Annotated in this window: 20 protein-coding genes; 1 reads left to right on the top strand and 19 read right to left on the bottom strand. The window is 43.8% G+C overall.

What is annotated here, in order from left to right:
- Window positions 1-37 precede the first annotated feature (37 nt).
- Window positions 38-1900 (top strand): T9SS type A sorting domain-containing protein, encoded by a 1863-nt coding sequence (locus WG943_RS03700; protein WP_340406814.1) that lies wholly within the window; start codon window positions 38-40, stop codon window positions 1898-1900.
- Window positions 1901-1984: 84 nt separating this feature from the next.
- Here WG943_RS03700 and WG943_RS03695 read toward each other — a convergent pair whose 3' ends face one another.
- From WG943_RS03695 to WG943_RS03605, 19 genes are all read right to left on the bottom strand, one after another.
- Window positions 1985-2830 (bottom strand): geranylgeranylglycerol-phosphate geranylgeranyltransferase, encoded by an 846-nt coding sequence (locus WG943_RS03695; RefSeq protein WP_340406813.1) that lies wholly within the window; start codon window positions 2828-2830, stop codon window positions 1985-1987.
- A gap of 109 nt (window positions 2831-2939) precedes the next feature.
- Window positions 2940-3134, bottom strand: coding sequence for a cold-shock protein (locus WG943_RS03690; protein WP_340406812.1), 195 nt, complete (start codon window positions 3132-3134; stop codon window positions 2940-2942).
- Between the two features lie 117 nt (window positions 3135-3251).
- Entirely contained in the window at window positions 3252-3749 is a 498-nt protein-coding gene (locus tag WG943_RS03685; RefSeq protein WP_340406811.1) for a KdsC family phosphatase, read from the bottom strand.
- Window positions 3750-3839: 90 nt separating this feature from the next.
- The gene (gene iscX, locus WG943_RS03680; protein ID WP_340406810.1) at window positions 3840-4082 is read right to left on the bottom strand and encodes a Fe-S cluster assembly protein IscX; all 243 of its coding nucleotides are present in this window, start codon (window positions 4080-4082) and stop codon (window positions 3840-3842) included.
- 104 nt (window positions 4083-4186) lie between these two features.
- The gene (locus WG943_RS03675; RefSeq protein ID WP_340406809.1) at window positions 4187-4516 is read right to left on the bottom strand and encodes a 2Fe-2S iron-sulfur cluster-binding protein; all 330 of its coding nucleotides are present in this window, start codon (window positions 4514-4516) and stop codon (window positions 4187-4189) included.
- A 104-nt stretch (window positions 4517-4620) separates the two neighbouring features.
- Complete coding sequence (locus WG943_RS03670) at window positions 4621-5424, bottom strand: Rossmann-like and DUF2520 domain-containing protein (protein ID WP_340406808.1); 804 nt, start codon at window positions 5422-5424, stop codon at window positions 4621-4623.
- Window positions 5417-6625, bottom strand: a complete 1209-nt coding sequence (locus WG943_RS03665) for a glycosyltransferase (protein ID WP_340406807.1) — start codon at window positions 6623-6625, stop codon at window positions 5417-5419. The genes WG943_RS03670 and WG943_RS03665 overlap by 8 nt, the downstream gene beginning before the upstream one ends.
- A gap of 171 nt (window positions 6626-6796) precedes the next feature.
- The gene (gene ccsA, locus WG943_RS03660; protein ID WP_340406806.1) at window positions 6797-9400 is read right to left on the bottom strand and encodes a cytochrome c biogenesis protein CcsA; all 2604 of its coding nucleotides are present in this window, start codon (window positions 9398-9400) and stop codon (window positions 6797-6799) included.
- A 100-nt stretch (window positions 9401-9500) separates the two neighbouring features.
- Complete coding sequence (locus tag WG943_RS03655) at window positions 9501-9926, bottom strand: cytochrome c maturation protein CcmE domain-containing protein (RefSeq protein ID WP_340406805.1); 426 nt, start codon at window positions 9924-9926, stop codon at window positions 9501-9503.
- Window positions 9927-10025: 99 nt separating this feature from the next.
- The gene (locus tag WG943_RS03650; protein ID WP_340406804.1) at window positions 10026-10298 is read right to left on the bottom strand and encodes a CcmD family protein; all 273 of its coding nucleotides are present in this window, start codon (window positions 10296-10298) and stop codon (window positions 10026-10028) included.
- Complete coding sequence (gene ccsA / locus WG943_RS03645) at window positions 10285-10950, bottom strand: cytochrome c biogenesis protein CcsA (protein ID WP_340406803.1); 666 nt, start codon at window positions 10948-10950, stop codon at window positions 10285-10287. The genes WG943_RS03650 and ccsA (WG943_RS03645) overlap by 14 nt, the downstream gene beginning before the upstream one ends.
- Before the next feature lie 122 nt (window positions 10951-11072).
- The gene (locus WG943_RS03640; RefSeq protein WP_340406802.1) at window positions 11073-11741 is read right to left on the bottom strand and encodes a heme exporter protein CcmB; all 669 of its coding nucleotides are present in this window, start codon (window positions 11739-11741) and stop codon (window positions 11073-11075) included.
- A 370-nt stretch (window positions 11742-12111) separates the two neighbouring features.
- Window positions 12112-12801, bottom strand: coding sequence for a phosphate signaling complex protein PhoU (gene phoU / locus WG943_RS03635; protein ID WP_340406801.1), 690 nt, complete (start codon window positions 12799-12801; stop codon window positions 12112-12114).
- A 59-nt stretch (window positions 12802-12860) separates the two neighbouring features.
- Window positions 12861-13610, bottom strand: coding sequence for a phosphate ABC transporter ATP-binding protein PstB (gene pstB, locus WG943_RS03630; RefSeq protein WP_340407126.1), 750 nt, complete (start codon window positions 13608-13610; stop codon window positions 12861-12863).
- Window positions 13611-13629: 19 nt separating this feature from the next.
- Entirely contained in the window at window positions 13630-14487 is an 858-nt protein-coding gene (pstA, locus tag WG943_RS03625) for a phosphate ABC transporter permease PstA (RefSeq protein WP_340406800.1), read from the bottom strand.
- Window positions 14480-15355 carry a phosphate ABC transporter permease subunit PstC gene (pstC, locus tag WG943_RS03620; RefSeq protein WP_340406799.1) on the bottom strand — a complete coding sequence of 292 codons (876 nt, stop codon included), beginning with the start codon at window positions 15353-15355 and terminating at the stop codon, window positions 14480-14482. Before pstC ends, pstA begins: the two co-directional genes overlap by 8 nt.
- Window positions 15356-15427: 72 nt before the next feature.
- A complete protein-coding gene (locus tag WG943_RS03615) occupies window positions 15428-16420 on the bottom strand; it encodes a PstS family phosphate ABC transporter substrate-binding protein (RefSeq protein WP_340406798.1) in 993 nt (330 codons plus the stop codon).
- Between the two features lie 195 nt (window positions 16421-16615).
- Window positions 16616-17803, bottom strand: coding sequence for a porin (locus WG943_RS03610; protein ID WP_340406797.1), 1188 nt, complete (start codon window positions 17801-17803; stop codon window positions 16616-16618).
- Window positions 17804-18105: 302 nt separating this feature from the next.
- Complete coding sequence (locus WG943_RS03605; protein WP_340406796.1) at window positions 18106-19401, bottom strand: porin; 1296 nt, start codon at window positions 19399-19401, stop codon at window positions 18106-18108.
- Window positions 19402-19455: the final 54 nt, after the last annotated feature.

Genomic DNA, 19455 nt, shown 5'->3' with positions numbered 1-19455 from the left:
GTGCTTGTAATTATCCGTTAATCTAATTTACTGATCGATGAAAAAAAATCTACCCTTTTTTGTAATTGCATTACTGGCCTTAATTGGTACAGTAAGCAGTGCTATGGCGCAAACCACTCCGGCAGTCATTACCACTACACTTGCAGCTACGGCTAAGGCCCATAACGGAACCGACTTTACAATAGAGGCTACAAAAAATGATGCAACAGCGGAGAACGTAAGAGTTATTTTTAAGCTTACCGGAGAAAATGCAGCTATACAGGCAAGCCAGATCGAGCTGGAGAATGAGGCGGGCGAGGCTATCACTGTTAACGCCAACGGAGAAGCAGAGCTCTACTCAGGGGCCTTTGCAAATAACCTATCGTTGGATTATACTATAGACTTTGCTGTGGTTGGTAGCTTCCCTTATACTATTGAGCTGAGAGATGCAGCAGGAGCTAATGCGCTGCTCGATGATGTGTCCGGAACTGTGACGGTAACTTTTATGGAGCCCACTATCAACACCACACTTGATAATATCAGCCAGCAAGATGTTATCGCGACTGGGGCTGATGTTCTGTTCCGGGTGTTCTTAGCTGCCAACGACAGAGAAAGCGAAATTGTAACTACAAGACTTGTGCTTAAAAACCCTGCAGACCGTAACAACTTTACCCTGGAGTATGCAACCAACATTGAGTTGGGAACAGAATTCGAGGCTCTAACGATAGGAGAAGATGGTATACTTGTTTTCGGCCCTGAAGAAGGTTTCCCACTGCAAGATGCAAGCAGGCTGTTCCGAATCAACTTTTCTGAGTCAGGCACTTACGAGTACGCTGTGCAGGTATTAAAGGGGAATAATATTCTTGGCTTCTCAGACGAAACAGTTACTGTAGTGGAGGGTAACGCAATTATATCAAGCACATTAGATGAGCAGGAGCTAGACCCGAATATCAAGAGAGCATTTACTGTTACTTTCGATAAAGGAAACTGGGGAGCAGACACCCGCTACCGCCTGCGCTTTGTTTTGGATGATCCGGAGCAGGCAGAGAACTTTGTTTTAGAAACTGCTGCCGGAACAGCTCTTACTTTTAATGCGAACGGTGAGGCATACTTTGGGGATATAGATGGCTTTGAGGTAACTGCAAGCACTACCGAGAACTTCGCTGTAACACTTACAGATTTTGGTACTTATGCTTACAGCGTGCAGTTGCTTCGTGTAGTAACTGGCCGAGACCCACAAGTAATAGCTAGCTCAGAAGAAAGCGTAACAGTGCCTTTCGAGAGCGCTACTGTATCAACAACACTTAATGGCAAAGAGGTAGAAAGAGATGCTGCCACTACGTTTACTGTAGCGGTTACACCCAACGATCAGGACCCTGCAACTTTGGTACAAGGTCGCATGAGACTAAGCAATCCGGCTCAGGCTGCCAATATTGTTCTAGAGTATCAAGATGAGCAAGGCGCGTATCAGCCTATTGCTATAAATACCGAAGGTGTGGCATTTATTGGCCCGGCAGAGGGTATGGCATTGAGTGAGATTAACGGACTTGGCTTTAGAGTTACATTTAATGCCGCCGGTACTTATGCTTATACTTTAGATTTAGTAGCTATTGATGGTGCTGTAGTAGCTACATCTAACGAAAGTGTAGAGTCGATTGCCCCAACAAGTATCAAAAAAGGCTTTGAGGATGGCGGGTTTGCCGTATATCCAACCCTGACTACCGGTGCTGTTAAAGTTGACCTGGTAAATGCCAGAAGTGCAAGTATACAAGTGGTTGATATGTTGGGCCGTGCTGTAATGGATATGAGCAACCAAAAAGGCATTGTATCACTGGACTTAAGTAAAGTAGCTAAAGGTACCTATGTGATCAAAATTCAGGATGGTACAAGGGTAAATACACAACGTGTTGTCGTTCGCTAGTAACACTTAACTTATACTTTGCAGAAAGCCCGGTAGTGTACTGCCGGGCTTTCTGTTTTATTAAGCTTATGTACCACATTAGCCTTACCCTACCAATAACATCGAGAGTATACCGGTTAGCATGATTACCTTATTCAAGTTACTTAGGAAAGTAAAGTCTCGCTTACGATCAGCACGGATCAGCTTCAGCAACAGCCATATACTTGGGGCAAGCACAAGTATAACCATATAAATGTCGAGCAGGAGAGAAGTTCTGGCGTGAAGTATAACGATGATTAGAAAAGCCTGAAACACTGCGATGAGTGGGTAGAGCACCAACTTTGTATTACGAAGGCCAGCTACAATGGGCAGTGTTCGGCAGTCAAAAGAAGCATCTCCTTTTACGTCTTCCATGTCTTTAATAATCTCACGAATCAGGGAGATAAGCAACGCAAATAGCGAATAGCCAAGTGTTATGTTATTTAACGTGTCGGCGTAAACAGCTACTACCAGCAGCATAGAGGCAGATAGAAGCGAAATAACTACATTTCCAATCAGCAGCATCTTCTTTAACCTGGCCGAGTAACCCCATAACAGCAACACTGCACCCAAGTTTATTAAACCAACAGGTACAGAAAGCCAAAACCCGCCGGCCACTCCAATAAAAGAGAGAATTAGGTGCCCAATCATAGCCCTCCTGCGCCTGATCTTCCTGCCAACCAATAGCCTGTCTGGTTTATTGATAGCATCTATTTTTACATCATAATAATCGTTGATGATGTAGCCTGCCGCTGCAATAAGAACAGTGAACAGAGTTAGATAAAGAAAACCCGGCTCCAGGGCTTTGCGCCATTGTACCCCCTCTGCCAGTAAGCAAGCCTGCGCCAATGCCTGACTAAGCACGATAAGCACTAGGTTCGGAAAGCGTATAAGGCGAAGTATTGTTTTCACGAAGGGATTATAAGTAAATGCGTAAAGTTAAGCTGCTTGAGCGTAAACACAAACCATAAAAAAAGCCCTTGTGCTAACAAGGGCTTTTTGCAACGGTAAAGTATAAAGATTAGATTCTTTTTACGTTTACAGCGTTAATGCCTTTTTTACCTTCTTGTGTGTCAAACTCAACACGGTCGTGCTGTTGGATCTGTACACCATTCAGGCCTGTTACATGAACAAAGAAATCTTCGTTGGTATCATCTTCCGTTATGAAACCAAAACCTTTTGACTCGATAAAGAATTTTACTTTTCCTGTTTTCATAAAAATGAATAAATAACTGTAATTAAATCTAGCGAAATGTAGTTATTATATTTAATATATGCAATAGTGTATTAAAATTAATTTAATAAAAATTTGTAAAAAAATAATAATGTTTAATTACCAAGTATCTTGAGCTTTCATTATTGTTTCAATCAATTCTCTTACAGCGCCTTTACCACCATTTTTTGTAGAGATAAAGGTTGATATATCCCTTATATCATCTGCTGCATCAGCAGGGCAGGCTCTTAGACCGCATCGCTGCATTACTTCAAAATCAGGCATATCGTCACCCATGTAAGCTACAGTTGCCGGATGTATGCCTTGAGTGTATAAGTAATCTTCAAAAACATCTGTTTTATCATCTATACCTAAGAAAATATTCTCTATGTTGAGCTGCTCCAGGCGGGCGCGAACACCGGGCTCATTTTTGCCGGAGATTATGGCTACGTTGTAACCTTGGCTAATGGCATGCTTAATGGCAAATCCGTCTTTTATATTGAAGGCACGTACCTGCTCCCCATCTGCAAAGCAATATAATAGGCCGTCTGTTAGTACTCCGTCCACATCAAAAACAAAGGTGCTGATGCGTGTAAGGTCTGTCTGAGTGATTGGCATAAGGTATATAAAATAAAAAAGGTTCTTTACTAGAAAGAACCTTTAAAAGTATATAATTTATACGATATATACGATACGGGCAGGCGTTAATTAATCCTGATTGTCGCGCCACTCATATACCCAGGCAGCCTGTATCTGCTCCAGGTGGCCTTCGTTTGCTTCTTCACGCTTACCTTCAAAGTTTGGTAGGGAGAGCACCCATTCCAATAGCTCTGTAAAGCGGACACGGTATATTTTAGACTCTGAAAAGTCGTCACCAAATTTCTCGTATAGCGCCATCGCGATATCTTCGTAATCGTTCCAATGTATTGGCGGCTCGTAGTTCTTATTCATTACACAAATGATTTAACAATTATATAGTTAAATGGCTTTAGATAGTATTGGGGTAAAGTGGAAGCCAACAACAAAAAGCAATTAACTTTAAACAATAATTTCGCTTAATGCCCCAGGAAGTCCTGCTCAGGGATAGTAACTACAATATCCTCGTTGCCCTGAACCACACACTGGCATCCTAGCCTGGAGTTTATACGTGGGTCTACAGCACGGTCAATGTAATCTTCTTCTTTGTCAGAGATTTCAGGCAGGTCGTCCATGCCGGCTTCTATGTATACATGGCAGGTACTGCAACCACATACACCACCACAGTTATGCTGCAGCTTTATATCGTTATTTAGAGCAACATCCAGCACCGACTCACCTTCTACAGCAGGGTGTACTTCGTCTGGAGAGCCGTCTGCAAACTTAAAGGTTATATTTACTACTTTCATTTCTGCATTCTCGGTTTAAAGTGCAAAGGTACAAAGCACGCCAGCCGAATCAAAGTATACGGCGCTTATTGGCCATTCTGTTTAACAGCCCTTAGCGTAAAAGGTTATACTTTGGTAGTCTGTATACTTTCTGTAAGTTTTTGGTAAAGCTCTTGCAGGCGGGGGTGTTGCTGCAGCATTTGCAGATGCGCCTGAATAACGTTTTCGTCGTGGCGGATGGCGGGGCCTGTTTGTATCTTAAAGGGGTGCTGCTGCATGGCTTTTGCAACAGTTTCGTGTATGAGTGGCTGCAGCAGCTCGCCAGGCAGGTTTGCCTCTTGCAGTAGTTTCTGACTTATTCCGAGCAAATGGTTCGTGAAATTACAAGCGAATACTGCCGCCAGGTGTAGGTGCCGGCGATGTTCAGAGTCTACTTTGTATACTTTAGAACTTATACTTTTAGCCAATGTTTCTACAAGTTGTAGTGCATCTTCCTGCTCTGCCTCTAATAGTATGGGTACCTCCTGCAGATTTACAGCCTTTGTTTTAGAAAATGTCTGTAACGGATAAAAGACAGCTGGTCTTGCACCTGGTATCTGGTGAAGTATAGCCAATGGCTGCGACCCAGAAGTATGAGCTACAACAGTGCCAGGCGTTACTTTAAGTTCTTTGGCAACTTGTGCAAGTGCTGCATCAGGTACAGAAATTATAACTAAATCGATTGCAAAGCCTGTAAAGTCTGATGATGATACAGCTATTGCTTCTGGAAGTGCACTTGCCAATTCGGTTCTGGACAATGCACTCCGGCTGTAAACCGCCATTACCTGGTGCCCGGCAGTTGCTAGAGCCTGTGAGAGGTGCCAAGCCACATTGCCAGCTCCTACAAAAGCGATCTTTAATTTTACTGATTCTACTGTCGTTTCAGGCATTGCTAGTTACTTTGGAGTATAGGTCTAATATTTTTGGAATTATAGCCGCTTTGGAAAATCGCTTTATAAAGTCTTCTCTGATGGTTTTTTTATCATACTTACTATAAGAGCTAATAATCTGTAACATAGCATTTGCGACAGCTTTAGGAGTATGGTGCTCAACTAAGATTCCATTGTTATCATTTACAGTAAATTCAGGGCCGCCGCATTTTGTAGCTATTATAGGTTTGCCGCAGGCTAAGGCTTCAACGTAAGCTATACCCATAGATTCGAACTGGCTTGGTAGTACAAAAGCGTTGCAATGCTGAAGCTCTTGCACAACTTCTGTTCTGGAAATCTCTCCTAACCAGGTGGTTATTGAGCTTATGCCAAGAGTATTTGCCAATGTTTTATACTCTTCTAGGTAAGGCCCTGTGCCTGCTATTCTAAGCTTTATGTTATTATGTGTCTTCGAAGCAATTTGTATAGCCTTTAGTAGTAAATCAACACCTTTTTCAGGGTTTATACAGGCTACAGTCAGAAATGTGAAATTAGTTTCGTTGTGCCTGTTGCCTGGTTTAACTGTAAAAAGATCTTCATCTAAGAAGTTAGGTACAATTACTCTGTTGGGAATGCCTTGCTGTAGCATTAGGTCATCTAAATGTGGACTTACAGTAATATTAAGCTGAGATTTGAGATAAGGTAACTTATAACGTCGTTTAATATTACCCGACTTGTCTGACATTATAGGACCCGGAAATAAACCTAAATGCTCTGTTATTATGTACGGAACTCCCAGTATTTGAGAAAGCTGTAGCGCAATGGCACCTGCAATATATCCCGGATGGGCATGAATAAGATCTATTTTACCATACTCCAACTCAAAAGCTTTCGCATTATTTAAATTTGCTTTAACTATTTGGTTAAGGTTGCCTTGTAAAAAGGTATTGGTCCAGGTGAAAGTAGGATGATGGTATTCTGTTAAATTGGGTGCTAGTTTAACTTGTTTGCTGTTTCGCTTTGTAAAAAGCAGTTTTGAAAAATTTCTGACATGATCTTTAACCCAAAGCAAATACTCATCTTCATACTGGCCCCATATACTTAATCCTATGTTTGTGTCTGGGTCGTGTTTAGCAATGGCAACAGCTTGTTCTTTGATAAAAGTGCCAACAATAGGGTAATGTTTAGATGGATACCATAACGGCACAATAAATATGTTCATACAAACAAGGTTTAAAAGATGCTCCTTTTGCTGTCGTTTAGTTCTTTAAATAATTAGGCATCTTTCATTAACTACTTCTGCTTTGGTTTAACCAAGTTAAGTGCTATAGGCAAATAAAGCAAAAAGCCTTTGCCACTTGGGCAAAGGCTTTCTATAATTTAAAAGGCTATTCTAAGCAGCCTGTACTTTCTTTGGCTCTTTCTGCTTTTTAGCAGCTGCTTTCGGAGTGCCACCTTCTTGGTTGCGGCGCATAATCGCCATCACAAAACCAATAGACATCACAATAGTACCAATCCAAAGTATATTTACAAATGGTTTCTCCATTGCCTTCAAAATGACATAATCTTTCTGTGTAGCATTTACGCCAAACGTAAATTTGCCTTTTTCAGGACTTACATTCATCAAGGTAAGTCGTAGGCCAAGGTCTTCAATTACTTCAGGGTAATAACCTGCCATGCCATTTTTATAGATCAGTACAGGGTGAGCATGATATGTTTTTCTTTCACCGAAAATCTTAAGATCAGCCTGTACAGCAATGTCTCCTTCTTTTAAAGCAACACCTGGTACTGTTTTTATAACTTCAGCACCGTTAAACTGTGCTACATAATCGTTTAAGATAATCGTATCGCCGGCAGCCAGTTCATACTCTTTTAATTCGCCCCAGTCTTTCTCTTCGTTCGGGTCTGGAATAGAAGATACGTGTGTATAAAGGTCTTTATCTACAAAGTGCTCGATATCCGGAGAGGCCAACAGACCCATGTTCGGGTTAACTTGCGCACGCGGATAAAGCGTAAATGTCTTATCGCCTTCACGTTCTTTATACTGCACTTCGTAATATGTATTCTCTGGTGACTCTAAGTTTAGAGTATCTCCTGTTTCAAAGTATACTTTATCGCCTGCTTGTATGCGGCCACGGGCAATAACTTTATATTCATCGGCAGTCGGGAAAAGCAATTCTCGGTTAACATAACCAGGTACGCCTTCTACTTCTTTAAACTGACCATGATAGCTTACTGTATACTTATCCATCTCTGTTGGAGTGTTGCGCCAAAGCAGCACATTGTCTCGGTTTATATCATCAGGGAACTCTCTTGAGTAAACCAAGCCGGAAGTGTTCTGTGACACGATGTTCGAGTAGCCCGAAGAGAAAAGTATACCGAGCAGCATCAGAGCTATTCCTATGTGAGCCACCGCACCACCCGATAAAGATACCTTCTTATGCAGTAGGTTCAGGATGATGCTCATGTTCGCAAACACAGCAAACAGCGATGTAACCAAAAGTATAATGTAGATCGGGTTATCGATTGTCTCGTTGCCAACTACACCTAACTTAGAAAGCACAATGACTAAGCTGGCGAATAGCAGGGTAAGCATACCCGGCAACATGATGGCTTCTACAAAACCTCCTTTGTCATTTTTACGCCACCACAATAGCTGGCCAACACCAGTAAGTATAGCAATAGCCACTCCGGCCCAAAGCTGGAACTTGGTATAATGTGCAATTTGGTCGGCTGGTAAGGCAGCGTTAGACTCTATGCCGATGAAGCCCATGAAGGCGTTATAAACCGGGATAGAAGTGGTAAACAATACCTGGAAGGCAGCAAGGCAAAGCACAATGGCACCTATAAATACCCAGAACTCACCGCTGTAAGTAGAAAGCTCTTTTTGTGATGTTGGGATCTTTTTCCAGTTGTACACCAGCAGGCCAACAGCCAACACTGCAAAAGCAGCAAGGTACGTAAACAGCTGGCCCGAAAGACCAAGGTCTGTAAAGGAGTGTACCGATGCATTACCCAATATACCGCTACGCGTTAAGAAGGTAGCGTAAAGTATAAGTATAAAAGAGGCAATAACAAGTATAAATGAAGCCTTTAAACCAGACTTTCCGCGGCGGTAAGCAATCATAGTATGAATAGCGCCAACTAATACTAGCCATGGAATGTATACTGCATTTTCCACAGGGTCCCAGTTCCAGTAACCACCGAAGTTAAGCGTTTCATAAGCCCAGTAAGCACCCATCATGATACCAATACCCAATGATACGGCAGCAAAATGCGCCCAAGGCAATGCAGGTTTAATCCACTCTGTAAAGTTGCCTTTCCAGAGGCCAGCCATTGCAAAGGCAAATGGCACTAAGGTTGCTGCAAAGCCCAAAAATAGGGTAGGAGGGTGAATTACCATCCAGTAGTTCTGCAGCAGCGGGTTTAGGCCAGTACCATCGTTAGGCACATAGTTAGGGTCCATGGCAAATACAGGGGCATCTGTCATGAAGTCTCGCATTAGTATAAATGGAGAAGAACCCAGTTTGAAGTCGCCGATCACTACACCTAAAATCATAGAGGTAAGGAACAGCTGCACAAAAGAGAAAATACCCATTACCGGCGCTTCCCACTCTTTGTTTTTCTTTCCGGCTCTGATCAATACAAAACCAAGCAGCACATGCCAAAAGATCCACAGCAGGAAAGAGCCTTCCTGGCCTTCCCAGAAGCAGGAGATCATGTAGTGTACCGGCAGGTGGTTTGAAGAGTGGCTCCAGGCATAGTAGTACTCATAGCGGTGCTCGTAAATAATATTGAACAGCGCAAAGATTACTACCAGTACGGCAGCACCATGTACGTAAAAAGCACCGCGTGCAAAGTTGCGCCAGCTGTTATCGCCGGTAGCCACAACATTGGCACGTGATGCCATAAAATAAGCGTAAGAGGACACGATAGCCGCTACAAAAGCCACAATCACACTCGCATGGCCTATATCCCCAATCAGCGTATTAATCATCTTGATGAGTTAGAAAGTTAAAAAGTTAGAGAGTTTGGGAGTTAGAAAGTTGGAAAGTTAAAGAATCATCATTCTTTAACTCCCTAACTCCTAAACTGTGTTAAAGGCTTGCTGTGTTTGCCTGTACTTCGTTTTCGGTATACTTTGACGGACACTTCAACAGGATTTTGTCGGCCACGAACACGTTATTTTGCATGTTGCCGGTAATTACTACCTGCTCGGAGCGTTCAAAGTCCTGCGGTTTTGGGTTAAAATACACTACCTTCTGTTCATAGCGGTTTGTGTCTACCAGCATAAAGGTAAAGTAGTTCGGGTCAACCAGCGGGTCGTAGTTCATGCCAACAATGTGGCCTTGTGGGTCTTTCTTAAGGCGGCCCACCACGTGTACTTTCGTCATGTCACCGTCTTCGGCGCGCTCAATGGCCTCGCCAAAAGAAACATAGGTGCTGGCATCGCCAACCGACGACATGATGATAACAATCGCTACTGCGATTACTAAAATCCCGATGATGTGTGTCTTTTTCATCTATGTAAGAAAATGGATATTCTTTTTTCTAGTAGCCTAACACGCAACAGGAAAATAAAAATCCATCGTGTATGGCTTATTTTATACTTTCTGTAGCTGTTAGTCGCGCATCTGTTTTTCGAGTCTCGATACCTTGCGGTCCAGCGTAACCAGGTAAGCAATCATACCACCGAGAACAGTAAGTAGGACCACTACCACTACATAAATTTTCCCGTCCTGGCGCAGCGTATCGGCCATTTCTATTTCCTGTTGTGGCGGAGCCGATGAGAACTCAACATCTCTCATCTCAGGCTGCTGGGCCTGCGCTTGTTGTATACCTGCTGCGGCGAAAAGGATGAAGCACCACACAGCCAGTATTCTAAACAGTTTCATATAAGCGTTGTCTGATTAATTCTAGTCTTGATTTCACATTGATGATCCAGATGCCCAGTAGCGTCCAGCCAAGTACAGCTGGGTAGAACACCATGCGCAGGCGGCTGTCCAGGTCATAGGCATTAAAGCCCGGGTTACCTCCATTGCCAGGGTGCAGCGAATCGGTTAACCTGGGAAGTATAAATAAAAGCGGGATAAGCGCTGCAAAAGCAAAGATGTTGTATACCGCGCTGATGCGTGCCCGTTGCTGCTGCTCATTAAAAGAGCTACGCAGCACCAGGTAAGCAAAGTAGATCAGCAGACCAACAGCTGCGCCATTCTGCTTCGGATCGTTGCTCCAGTACTCGCCCCAGGTAAACTTGGCCCACTCCATGCCGGTAACAATGCCCAGCACACCGAAAAGTATACCAACCTTAGCAGACTCGTAAGCAATCACATCATTTTTGATAGTTGGGTTGCGCAGGTACTTGATAGAGTAAATAACCGAAATAAGCAGGATAAGGATCATGCCAAACCACATTGGCACGTGAAAATATAGGTTACGGATGGTCTCGTTAAGTATGGCCAATCGCGGAACCTCAGATAACATACCGGCCACTACTGTAAAAACTAACAGTACCACAGCCAATATTTTCCACCAGTTTTTTTTCATTTTTTACTTAAAAATCTAAAGCTATTTGCGCTTCTCTCAGAAAGTCAACACTTTTTATGTAGTTTTCTCTCCATTGGAGGACTAAAAAAAGACGTTTATACTTGCCTGAACACACTTTTGCCTTACGAACGCCAAAGGTACGGGAATAAGATGTAAGAAACGGTGACAACGATCATGTTTATGGCAAGTAAAGTAAGTAGTTCGTCGAGGCTAGTGCTACGGTCTAACCCATCAATCGCATTTTTAGACATTTTAATCAGCATCAGCAGCATAGGCACGATAACCGGAAAGCTAAGCACTGCCATTAGCGTACTGCTATTGGCAGCCTTGCTGGCAATGCCTGATATCATGGTAAGGGAAGTGGAGAAGCCAATGGCACCTAAAAGTATGGTAAGCAAAAACATCGGCACGTCCTGCACCGGGTTGCCTAGTACAAAAGCATAAAATACAAAGCAGATTACAGCCAGAATGAGCATGAGCAGCGCGTTGTAGATGATCTTTGCAAGTATAACCCCCTGCGGACTCACGATAGAGTAAAAGTATAAAAGCCTGCCCCGGTTCTCCTGCATAAAACTTTTAGCAATGGCGTTTACTGATGTGAACAAAAGTATAATCCAGAGCACTGCATTCCATACAGGTACTGTTAAAACATTGGACCGCAGGCCAAAGCTGAGGTAGCACACAAACACGGTACTGCTCACGTACAGTAGCATTCCGTTAAAGGCATACTTCTGCCGCCACTCCAGCACTAGGTCCTTCTGTATTAGGTATAAAACTTCTTTAAACAGCATCGCGCCTCAAATTTGCTGCAAAGGTACAGCACAAAACGCTGAATTGCTAAAGTGGTGGCTTAATGGATAAGCTGCTTAGTTGTGGGGTTGCTAAATTGTTCTCACATCGACAAGTCGCGACCCAATGCCATCAACTTAAGCTTGTTTGTCATCTCAACGAAAGCAGAGATCTTTACAGAAGTCCTTCTGAACTAATTTTTAGATTTCTCATGATGTTCGAAATGACAAAATTATAGATGTCATAGTTTAAGTTGATGGCATTGGGTTGAGACCTATCACTACAAAAGCGAAAAAGCATGAACCGCTTTGGCCCATGCTTTCCTGTTATACTTTATACTTTGCTGAATAAACAATTAGCAATTCCTATATGCTACTTGTCCTTGCCGTTGTTTTTATCTTTCTTTTTAGATTTATGCTTTATCACTTTAGCGTCTTGGTAGAAAATAATCTCCTCAGCAATATTGGTGATCTGGTCGCCTACCCGCTCCAGTTTTTTAATGATAGAGAATAGTGCCAGGCCTTCTTCTATGCTGTCCGGATTCTTGCGTAGGTATTCAGCTATAATTTTGTCTGATTTGCGGTAAATCTTGTTTAGCATTTTATCGCGTTTAATCAGAGCAAGGGCATGTTCTGTATTGTTTGTTTTATAAGCTATGCGGCACTCATGGAACATCGACAGTGCCTCATCAAACATTTTAATAGCTTTAGTTAACTCCAGCATCTCCGGGTTAAAGAGTTTCTCACGGTTTTTTACAAACATTGAGATGCCCTCTGCCGTGTCTCCGATGCGTTCTAAGTTGGCGTTTATCTTTAAGGTTGCTAGCACTAAGCGCAGGTCTACGGCAACAGGTGTGTAAAGTGCCAATAGATTTTCGCACATGCGGTCTATCTTCACATCGAAGTTGTTCACCTTTTTGCCAAGCTTTAGCACTTTGCGGGCCAGCTCTGTATCTGCACTTATCATGGCCTCACGACCACTCTGTAGTTGATACTCCACCAGATCCCACATCTCCATCAGCTTTACCTTTAAACGATCGAGCTCTAAATCTATATGACTCATTGTATGTTAGCTTCTTTAATTAAAATGACATGTTTTACATTTAAGCAAAATATAGATTCTCACCCGAATCGGCCAGTAATATAATTTTGTGTGCGTTCATTTTTAGGGCTGGTAAACATAGTTTTTGTTTTGTTAAACTCCACTAGCTCACCCATATAAAAGAAGGCAGTATAGTCGCTAACGCGGCCAGCCTGCTGCATGTTGTGGGTTACAATTACGATCGTGTAATCATTTTTCAGCTCATAGATCAGCTCTTCTACCTTTGCTGTTGAAATAGGGTCTAGGGCAGAGGCAGGCTCGTCCATTAAAAGCACCGACGGAGAAATGGCCAAGGCACGGGCAATGCATAAACGCTGCTGCTGGCCACCAGAAAGCGCCAACGCTGATTTGTTAAGCTTGTCTTTTACTTCGTCCCAAAGTGCGGCTCTTTTTAACGATGTTTCGGCAGCCTCATCTAGTACAGACTTTTTCTTTACACCCTGTATCTTCAGGCCATACACCACGTTCTCGTATATACTTTTCGGGAAGGGGTTCGGCTTCTGGAATACCATGCCAACCTCTTTGCGCAATTCATCCACACGTACGTTCTTCTGATAGATGTCTTTGTTGTCCAAGAGAATCTGGCCATCTACCCTAAAACCTTCGATGTAGTCGTTCATGCGGTTAAAGGTGCGCAAAAACGTAGACTTACCACAGCCTGACGGACCGATAAAAGCCGTAACAGCTTTCTCTTCCATGGCTATGTTGATTCCTTTCAGGGCGTGGAAATCGCCGTAATATGCATCGAGGTCAATTGCCTCTAGTTTTATCTTTTTACCCATGGTGTGTTTACCACTTTATTTTTTTCTGCTGCCTGTTGCGCAGGTAAACGGCAATGCCGTTCAGCATAAAGGTGATGATCAATAGTATAATAATGGCAGCTGCTGCATTTGTCAGGAATGCTTCCTGTGGCCTTGAGGTCCAGTTAAAGATCTGTATAGGCAGTACGGTAAACTCATCCATCGGCGACGACGGTGTAAAAGGTACATACGCCAGAGCACCGATTACAATTAGCGGAGCAGCCTCGCCAACGGCTCTTGACAATGCCAGGATAATACCTGTAAGTATTCCGCCAAAGGATGCCGGTAGCACCTGGTTCCACACTGTCTGCCATTTAGATGCACCCAGCGCGTAAGAACCATCGCGAATGCTTCGGGGCACGGCTTTTATGGCCTCCCGGGTTGTAACAATAATGATCGGAAGTATAAGCAGGGATAAAGTAAGTGCACCTGCTAATAAGCTGCCTCCTAAACGCATCTGGCGCACAAAAATTTCCAAGCCAAGCAAACCATAGATAATAGAAGGCACACCAGCAAGGTTAGCAATGTTGATCTCCAGGAAATTGTTTATCCTGCTCTTTTTTGCATACTCTTCCAGGTATACACCGGCCGATACTCCTAACGGGAATGCGATAACTGTGGTTAGCACCAGTATCCAAAGCGTACCCACCCACGCTGTAAGTATACCTGCACGGCTGGCTCTTCGCGATGGCAAACTTGTAAGGAAGTCCCAATTAATACGGCCCAAGCCCTCTATGATGATATCAAAAAGAAAGATAGCAAGAACCACCAACCCGATAAAGGTACAGAAGATACCGAAGATGTGGAAGGCTTTATCCTTAAGCCTGTTGATGTCTGAGTTAGTCATACTTTTCCTGGTATTTCTTTTTGATCCAGAAGCTTAAGTTGTTCAGCGCAAACGTAAAAACGAATAACGTTATACCTGCTGCGAAGATGGTTTTATACTCCAGCGAGCCTCTTGGTACGTCTCCTAAGCTAACCTGCACAATATAAGTTGTAATAGTTTCTATGGGCACCAGCGGGTTCAGCGTTAAGCGGGGCTGCTGGCCAGCGGCAATAGCCACGATCATTGTTTCGCCCACGGCTCTCGATATGGCAAGTATAACCGATACCACGATACCAGAGGATGCAGCCGGAACCATTACGCCGAATGATGTTTGCAACCGGGTAGATCCCATACCATAAGCAGCCTCACGAAGCGAGCGCGGTACTGCACTAATGGCGTCTTCACTTAGTGAGGAAATCATTGGTATGATCATGATGCCCATTACAATACCTGCTGAAAGGGCGTTAAATCCTGACAGGTTAGGTATTATGGATTGCAAAAACGGTGTAACTACTGTTAAGGCAAAGAAGCCATACACTACAGTAGGAATGGTTGCTAACACCTCCAGCAACGGCTTTACAATCTGGCGCATGCGATCGTGCGCGTACTCGTTCAGGTAAATGGCAATGGTTAGCCCTATGGGTAAAGCTACGGCTATAGCCACGGCAGTTGTAAGCAGCGTGCCTGCTACAAGCGGCAGAATACCGAATTTTTTATCAGCAAACAGCGGCGTCCACTCTTTCTCGGTTAAGAACTCTGAGAGCGGCACAACCCTGAAAAAGCTTATAGATTCTGATAGAAGAACCCAGATAATGCTGATAGTGATGAGTATTGTGATCGCAGTGGATAACCACAATAAGCCCTCGATAATTTTTTCTGATACTCTCAAGGTGCAGTATAGTTTAAATGCCGCTAAGTAAGCAAGCCGAGCATCACTTACTTAGCGGCACTAATTTAAAGCTTATTGATTTTTACCTGCGCTCTCAGCAAACTGCTTAAACTTCTCCTTCTGCTCTTTGTACATTTCAGCAGGCATTGGTATATAACCTACTTCCTGGCTAAGGTCTGCAGCATTGTCAAGGTAAAAGTTTACAAAGTCGACTGTTGCAGGCCTTGCTGCAGCTTTGGAGTTCACGTAGATAAACAACGGACGAGAAAGCGGAGCATAGGAACCATCTTTAACAGTCTCTAAAGTAGGCGTAATGGCACCTTTGCCGTTTGCATCGTTCAGATCATTAACCGGCACAATTTTTAGCTTATTCTGGTTCTCTTCGTAGTAAGCAAAACCGAAGAACCCTAATGCATTTACGTCAGTAGATACACCTTGTACCAATACGTTGTCATCTTCGCTGGCAGTATAGTCGCCACGGCTGGCGCCGCTTTCACCTACCACAGCCTCTGTAAAATAGTCATAAGTGCCAGACTCAACACCGGGGCCGTACAGGTGGATTTCCTGATCTGGCCACTCCGGACGGATCTGGTTCCAGCGCTTAATTTTACCTTGAGCAGCAGGCTCCCAAATCTTCTTCAGTTCCTCCGTTGTAATGTCCTTTACCCAGTTGTTCTCTGGGTGAACTACTACTGTAAGGCCATCGTAGGCAACCGGAAGCTCTACATAAGTAATCCCACTCTCTTTTGCCACGCTTGCTTCAGAATCTTTGATCGGGCGCGATGCATTTACAATATCAATTTCGCCGCGCGTGAATTTCTTAAAACCACCACCTGTTCCGGATACACCTACTGTTACTTTTACATCCGGAGCCTCAGCACGATATTCCTCTGCTACTGCCTCTGTTATAGGATAAACAGTTGATGAACCGTCTATCTGAATGCTGCCGGCACCGTCTCCGTTAGCCTCTTCGGTATTGTTGCCACCGCATGCGCTGAACATGAGCGTTGCACCCAAAAGTACAGCTGCATTTAATTTTACACTTGAAAGCTTAAAGTTTAACATAAGCCAGAGTTGGATTTGGTTATAGGTTATTTTTTAAATCTGATTTATAATACTTGTTGATATACTAGTATGGTAATCAACTAGTTGTGTTTATGGGTTTTGCTTCGCCTGTGGCTCTGTTTTGGACTGCAAAGAGAGATAGAACCTATCATAATAAGAAGCTTGTAATATTAAGTTATTGTTAAGCTTTTATACTTATAGCGCCACTTCCATCTGTACCCTGAACAAGTAAGAGTTATCGCTGCCTGGTGTGTCTTGTAACGTAACATCACTTTGCACCTTTAAGCTGTGGCCCACAATATATTTTGATAAGCCCAAAGTATATTGCTCCTGCTGCTCCAGACCTGTTGCAGTAGCTGGGTTAAAGGTGGTATAGCGGCCGGCTATCTCCCAGTTTGTCGGAAGCAGGTAGCCTGCCTGTATGTTAAGAGCATTGCCTGTTACAAATGTTTCCTCAATGTCACCTTCATCTGTGCGTGCCACAACGGGGCCTTCAGGTGCTTTACGATTAGCATACTCTGCCATTGCCGAAAAGCCCCTGTACTTAAACATGGCATCCACAAACACAGTGTTCAAGTCACGTTGATTGCTCAGGAAGTCTCCTAGCTGCCCACGCGCTCTTGAGGCATTGTCGTTAAAGTCGTAAGTAGCTGCAATAGAAATTTTTGGGGTTTGTTCACGCTCAATGTCGCCTCCTACATAATCTCCTTCGCCTTCAAACTCACCCAGTGGTAAGATTTCTATGCGTGCTGTATAGTCGTAACCGCCTGCGTTGTTTACTGTAATATCGCGGCCTTCGCCCATACTTATCGAGCCTATCTCGCGAAACAGTACATTGCCCAGTCGGTGTTCGTGGTGCAGTTGCAGGCCGGCATCGCGGTCAAGGTTAAACTGTGCGTTCAGCAGGCTTCGGTCTACAAACTGTAGCTTCTGAGAAGACACAACCCTTTCACGGTTGCCAGGCAGCTTTGTCTGGCCCACCCACAGCGTAAGGTTAGGAGCAAAATTCCATTTGGCTACGGCATCAAGTATAATATTGTCTGCGTTGTTCGATACGGCGGGGTTGTCGTTGCCTATGTCGCTATTGCTTAGGCCAAGCTCTATTTTGTATTCTAATTTAGGAGAGTAGGCAAAGCCATCAAACTTTAGGCGGGCTCTGCGGATAAGGAATCGATCATCCCAATTATTGGTAGTAGGGTTTGGGGCACCCTGGTACAGCACCTGGAAACGTGCTCCCATTTTTACGCTAAAAGAAGAATCTGCGGCTATAAACTGCAGGCCTTTGCCAAATCTGGAGTTGTTTATACTCTGGCTAAACGAAGTATATCCTGCCAGAAAAAATAATAAGAGCGCTAAAGCTACTCTTTTACTTTGTGAGTTCACGTGTTAAAGTTTTGGTGAGAATTTTCCTTTGTCTGTACCCTGGCTGAATATGGTTAGTCAGGCCATACTTTGTAGCCGCAGTTAGTCAGGCTGCTGCTGCACTTGCCAATTTACGCTGCAAAGTAAGTTGTGTTATGTTACCCGGTAGTTATCCTAATGTTATATTAATGTTAAGCTATGAGCTGAGGCCGCAAGTAAACACAATATTGAAAATGGGTGCAGGAAAAAAGGGAGGCTTATGTACAAAAGGCTCTCTGGCAAGTGAGCCAAAGAGCTTTGAAGTATAAACGTATACTTGTTGCTTAGAAGTTGAACTGTGCCTGCAGCCTTAACCTGTTACCATGTTGGCGGTTTAGCGGGTTAGAGGCATTTCTGACTGTTCTGTCGCCGATAGAGTATAAAGCTGTCAGCTCCAGGTTCTTGAAAAGCAGCCATTCTGCACCAATCTCAGTTTCATAAACTGTGTGGCTGGCGGCGTCGCGTTCGTGTTTTTTGCCGCCTTCGTAATGCTGCACCCGCACAAAAGGCATAACTACTTGGTTTCCGACCTCTTTGCGATACATGGCCTGCACATAGCCGCCATGTAGAGGTTTTACCATTATCGAGTTTGACTCAGGGTCATATTCGGGGCCGCGGCCAACATTATATTCTGCCTGAATTCCGAATGGCTGTGGGTATACTACTAAAGTTGCTGCAATCCGCTGATCTGTGAAGCCTTCTGATATATTAGTTTCGTCGCCAAGCGATACTCCAGAAGATACCTGGTCCGGTGTAACGGTATACTTTCCTGTATACGCCTGTATTCCCGGTTCGATAAACTGACCATTCATTAGCTTAAAAGGATAAGAAACTCTGGCAACAGCATGCAAGTTGTCGTTAGCTTCGGGCTTATTGGCTGTCTGACCATTGTAAATACCTAATCCCAGTACGCCATAGTCGCCGCTTCCTTTCAGGCCAAGGCTTGTAAGCTCTTCGAAGCGGCTTCGAATTTTTGCCGGTGCATAATAAAAGAATACTCCCAGGTCGCGTTCGTTAGCGATAGCACTGTTAATAGCGTCGTTTCGGTCCAAGGGAATTCGGTTGCTGCTCGACTGCAGGTTTTCGAAGCCGTACGGGATTTTGCTCTGGCCAATACGAACACGATACTCTTTAGCGGCATCTAACGATACATCAAAATAAGCATCGCGCAGCTGCAGAAAGTTTAAGGTGCTGGAACTGGGAGAGGAGGCCAAGTCTGGTTGTATGTAAATAAATACACGGTCATGCACATTGCCGCTAAAGATTAAACGGGCACGCCTGATAAAAAGGCCGCCGTTTTCTCCAATAGATTTATCGCATTGGTCGCATTTAAGGTCGGGGTTGGTCTCCAGAAGGCGGTTATACCTGATTTGGGCATACCCCCTGATAGAGAGTATCTCATACCAGGCTTTCTTTTTAGCTGCGTCGGTGTGCTTAACCTCTAGAGGGGCAGGGGCAACAGTAGGAATGACAGTCTGTGTAATTGTAGTGTCTGTTTGAGCTTTGGCGTAAGTAAAAGCGCCTAGGCTTAAAATAGCCGTTGCCAGAGCAGCTATGCCACTCTTTTTAATTATTACCATAACGGGTGAGAAATAAGATAATGTGTAATAATGTTTAAATAGCTGCAAGCCAAA

The organism is Pontibacter sp. H249 (genome assembly GCF_037892465.1).
Classification (GTDB): Bacteria; Bacteroidota; Bacteroidia; order Cytophagales; family Hymenobacteraceae; genus Pontibacter.
The sequence above is the reverse complement of the archived record's forward strand: the minus strand, read 5'-3'. Positions and strand labels throughout refer to the sequence as shown.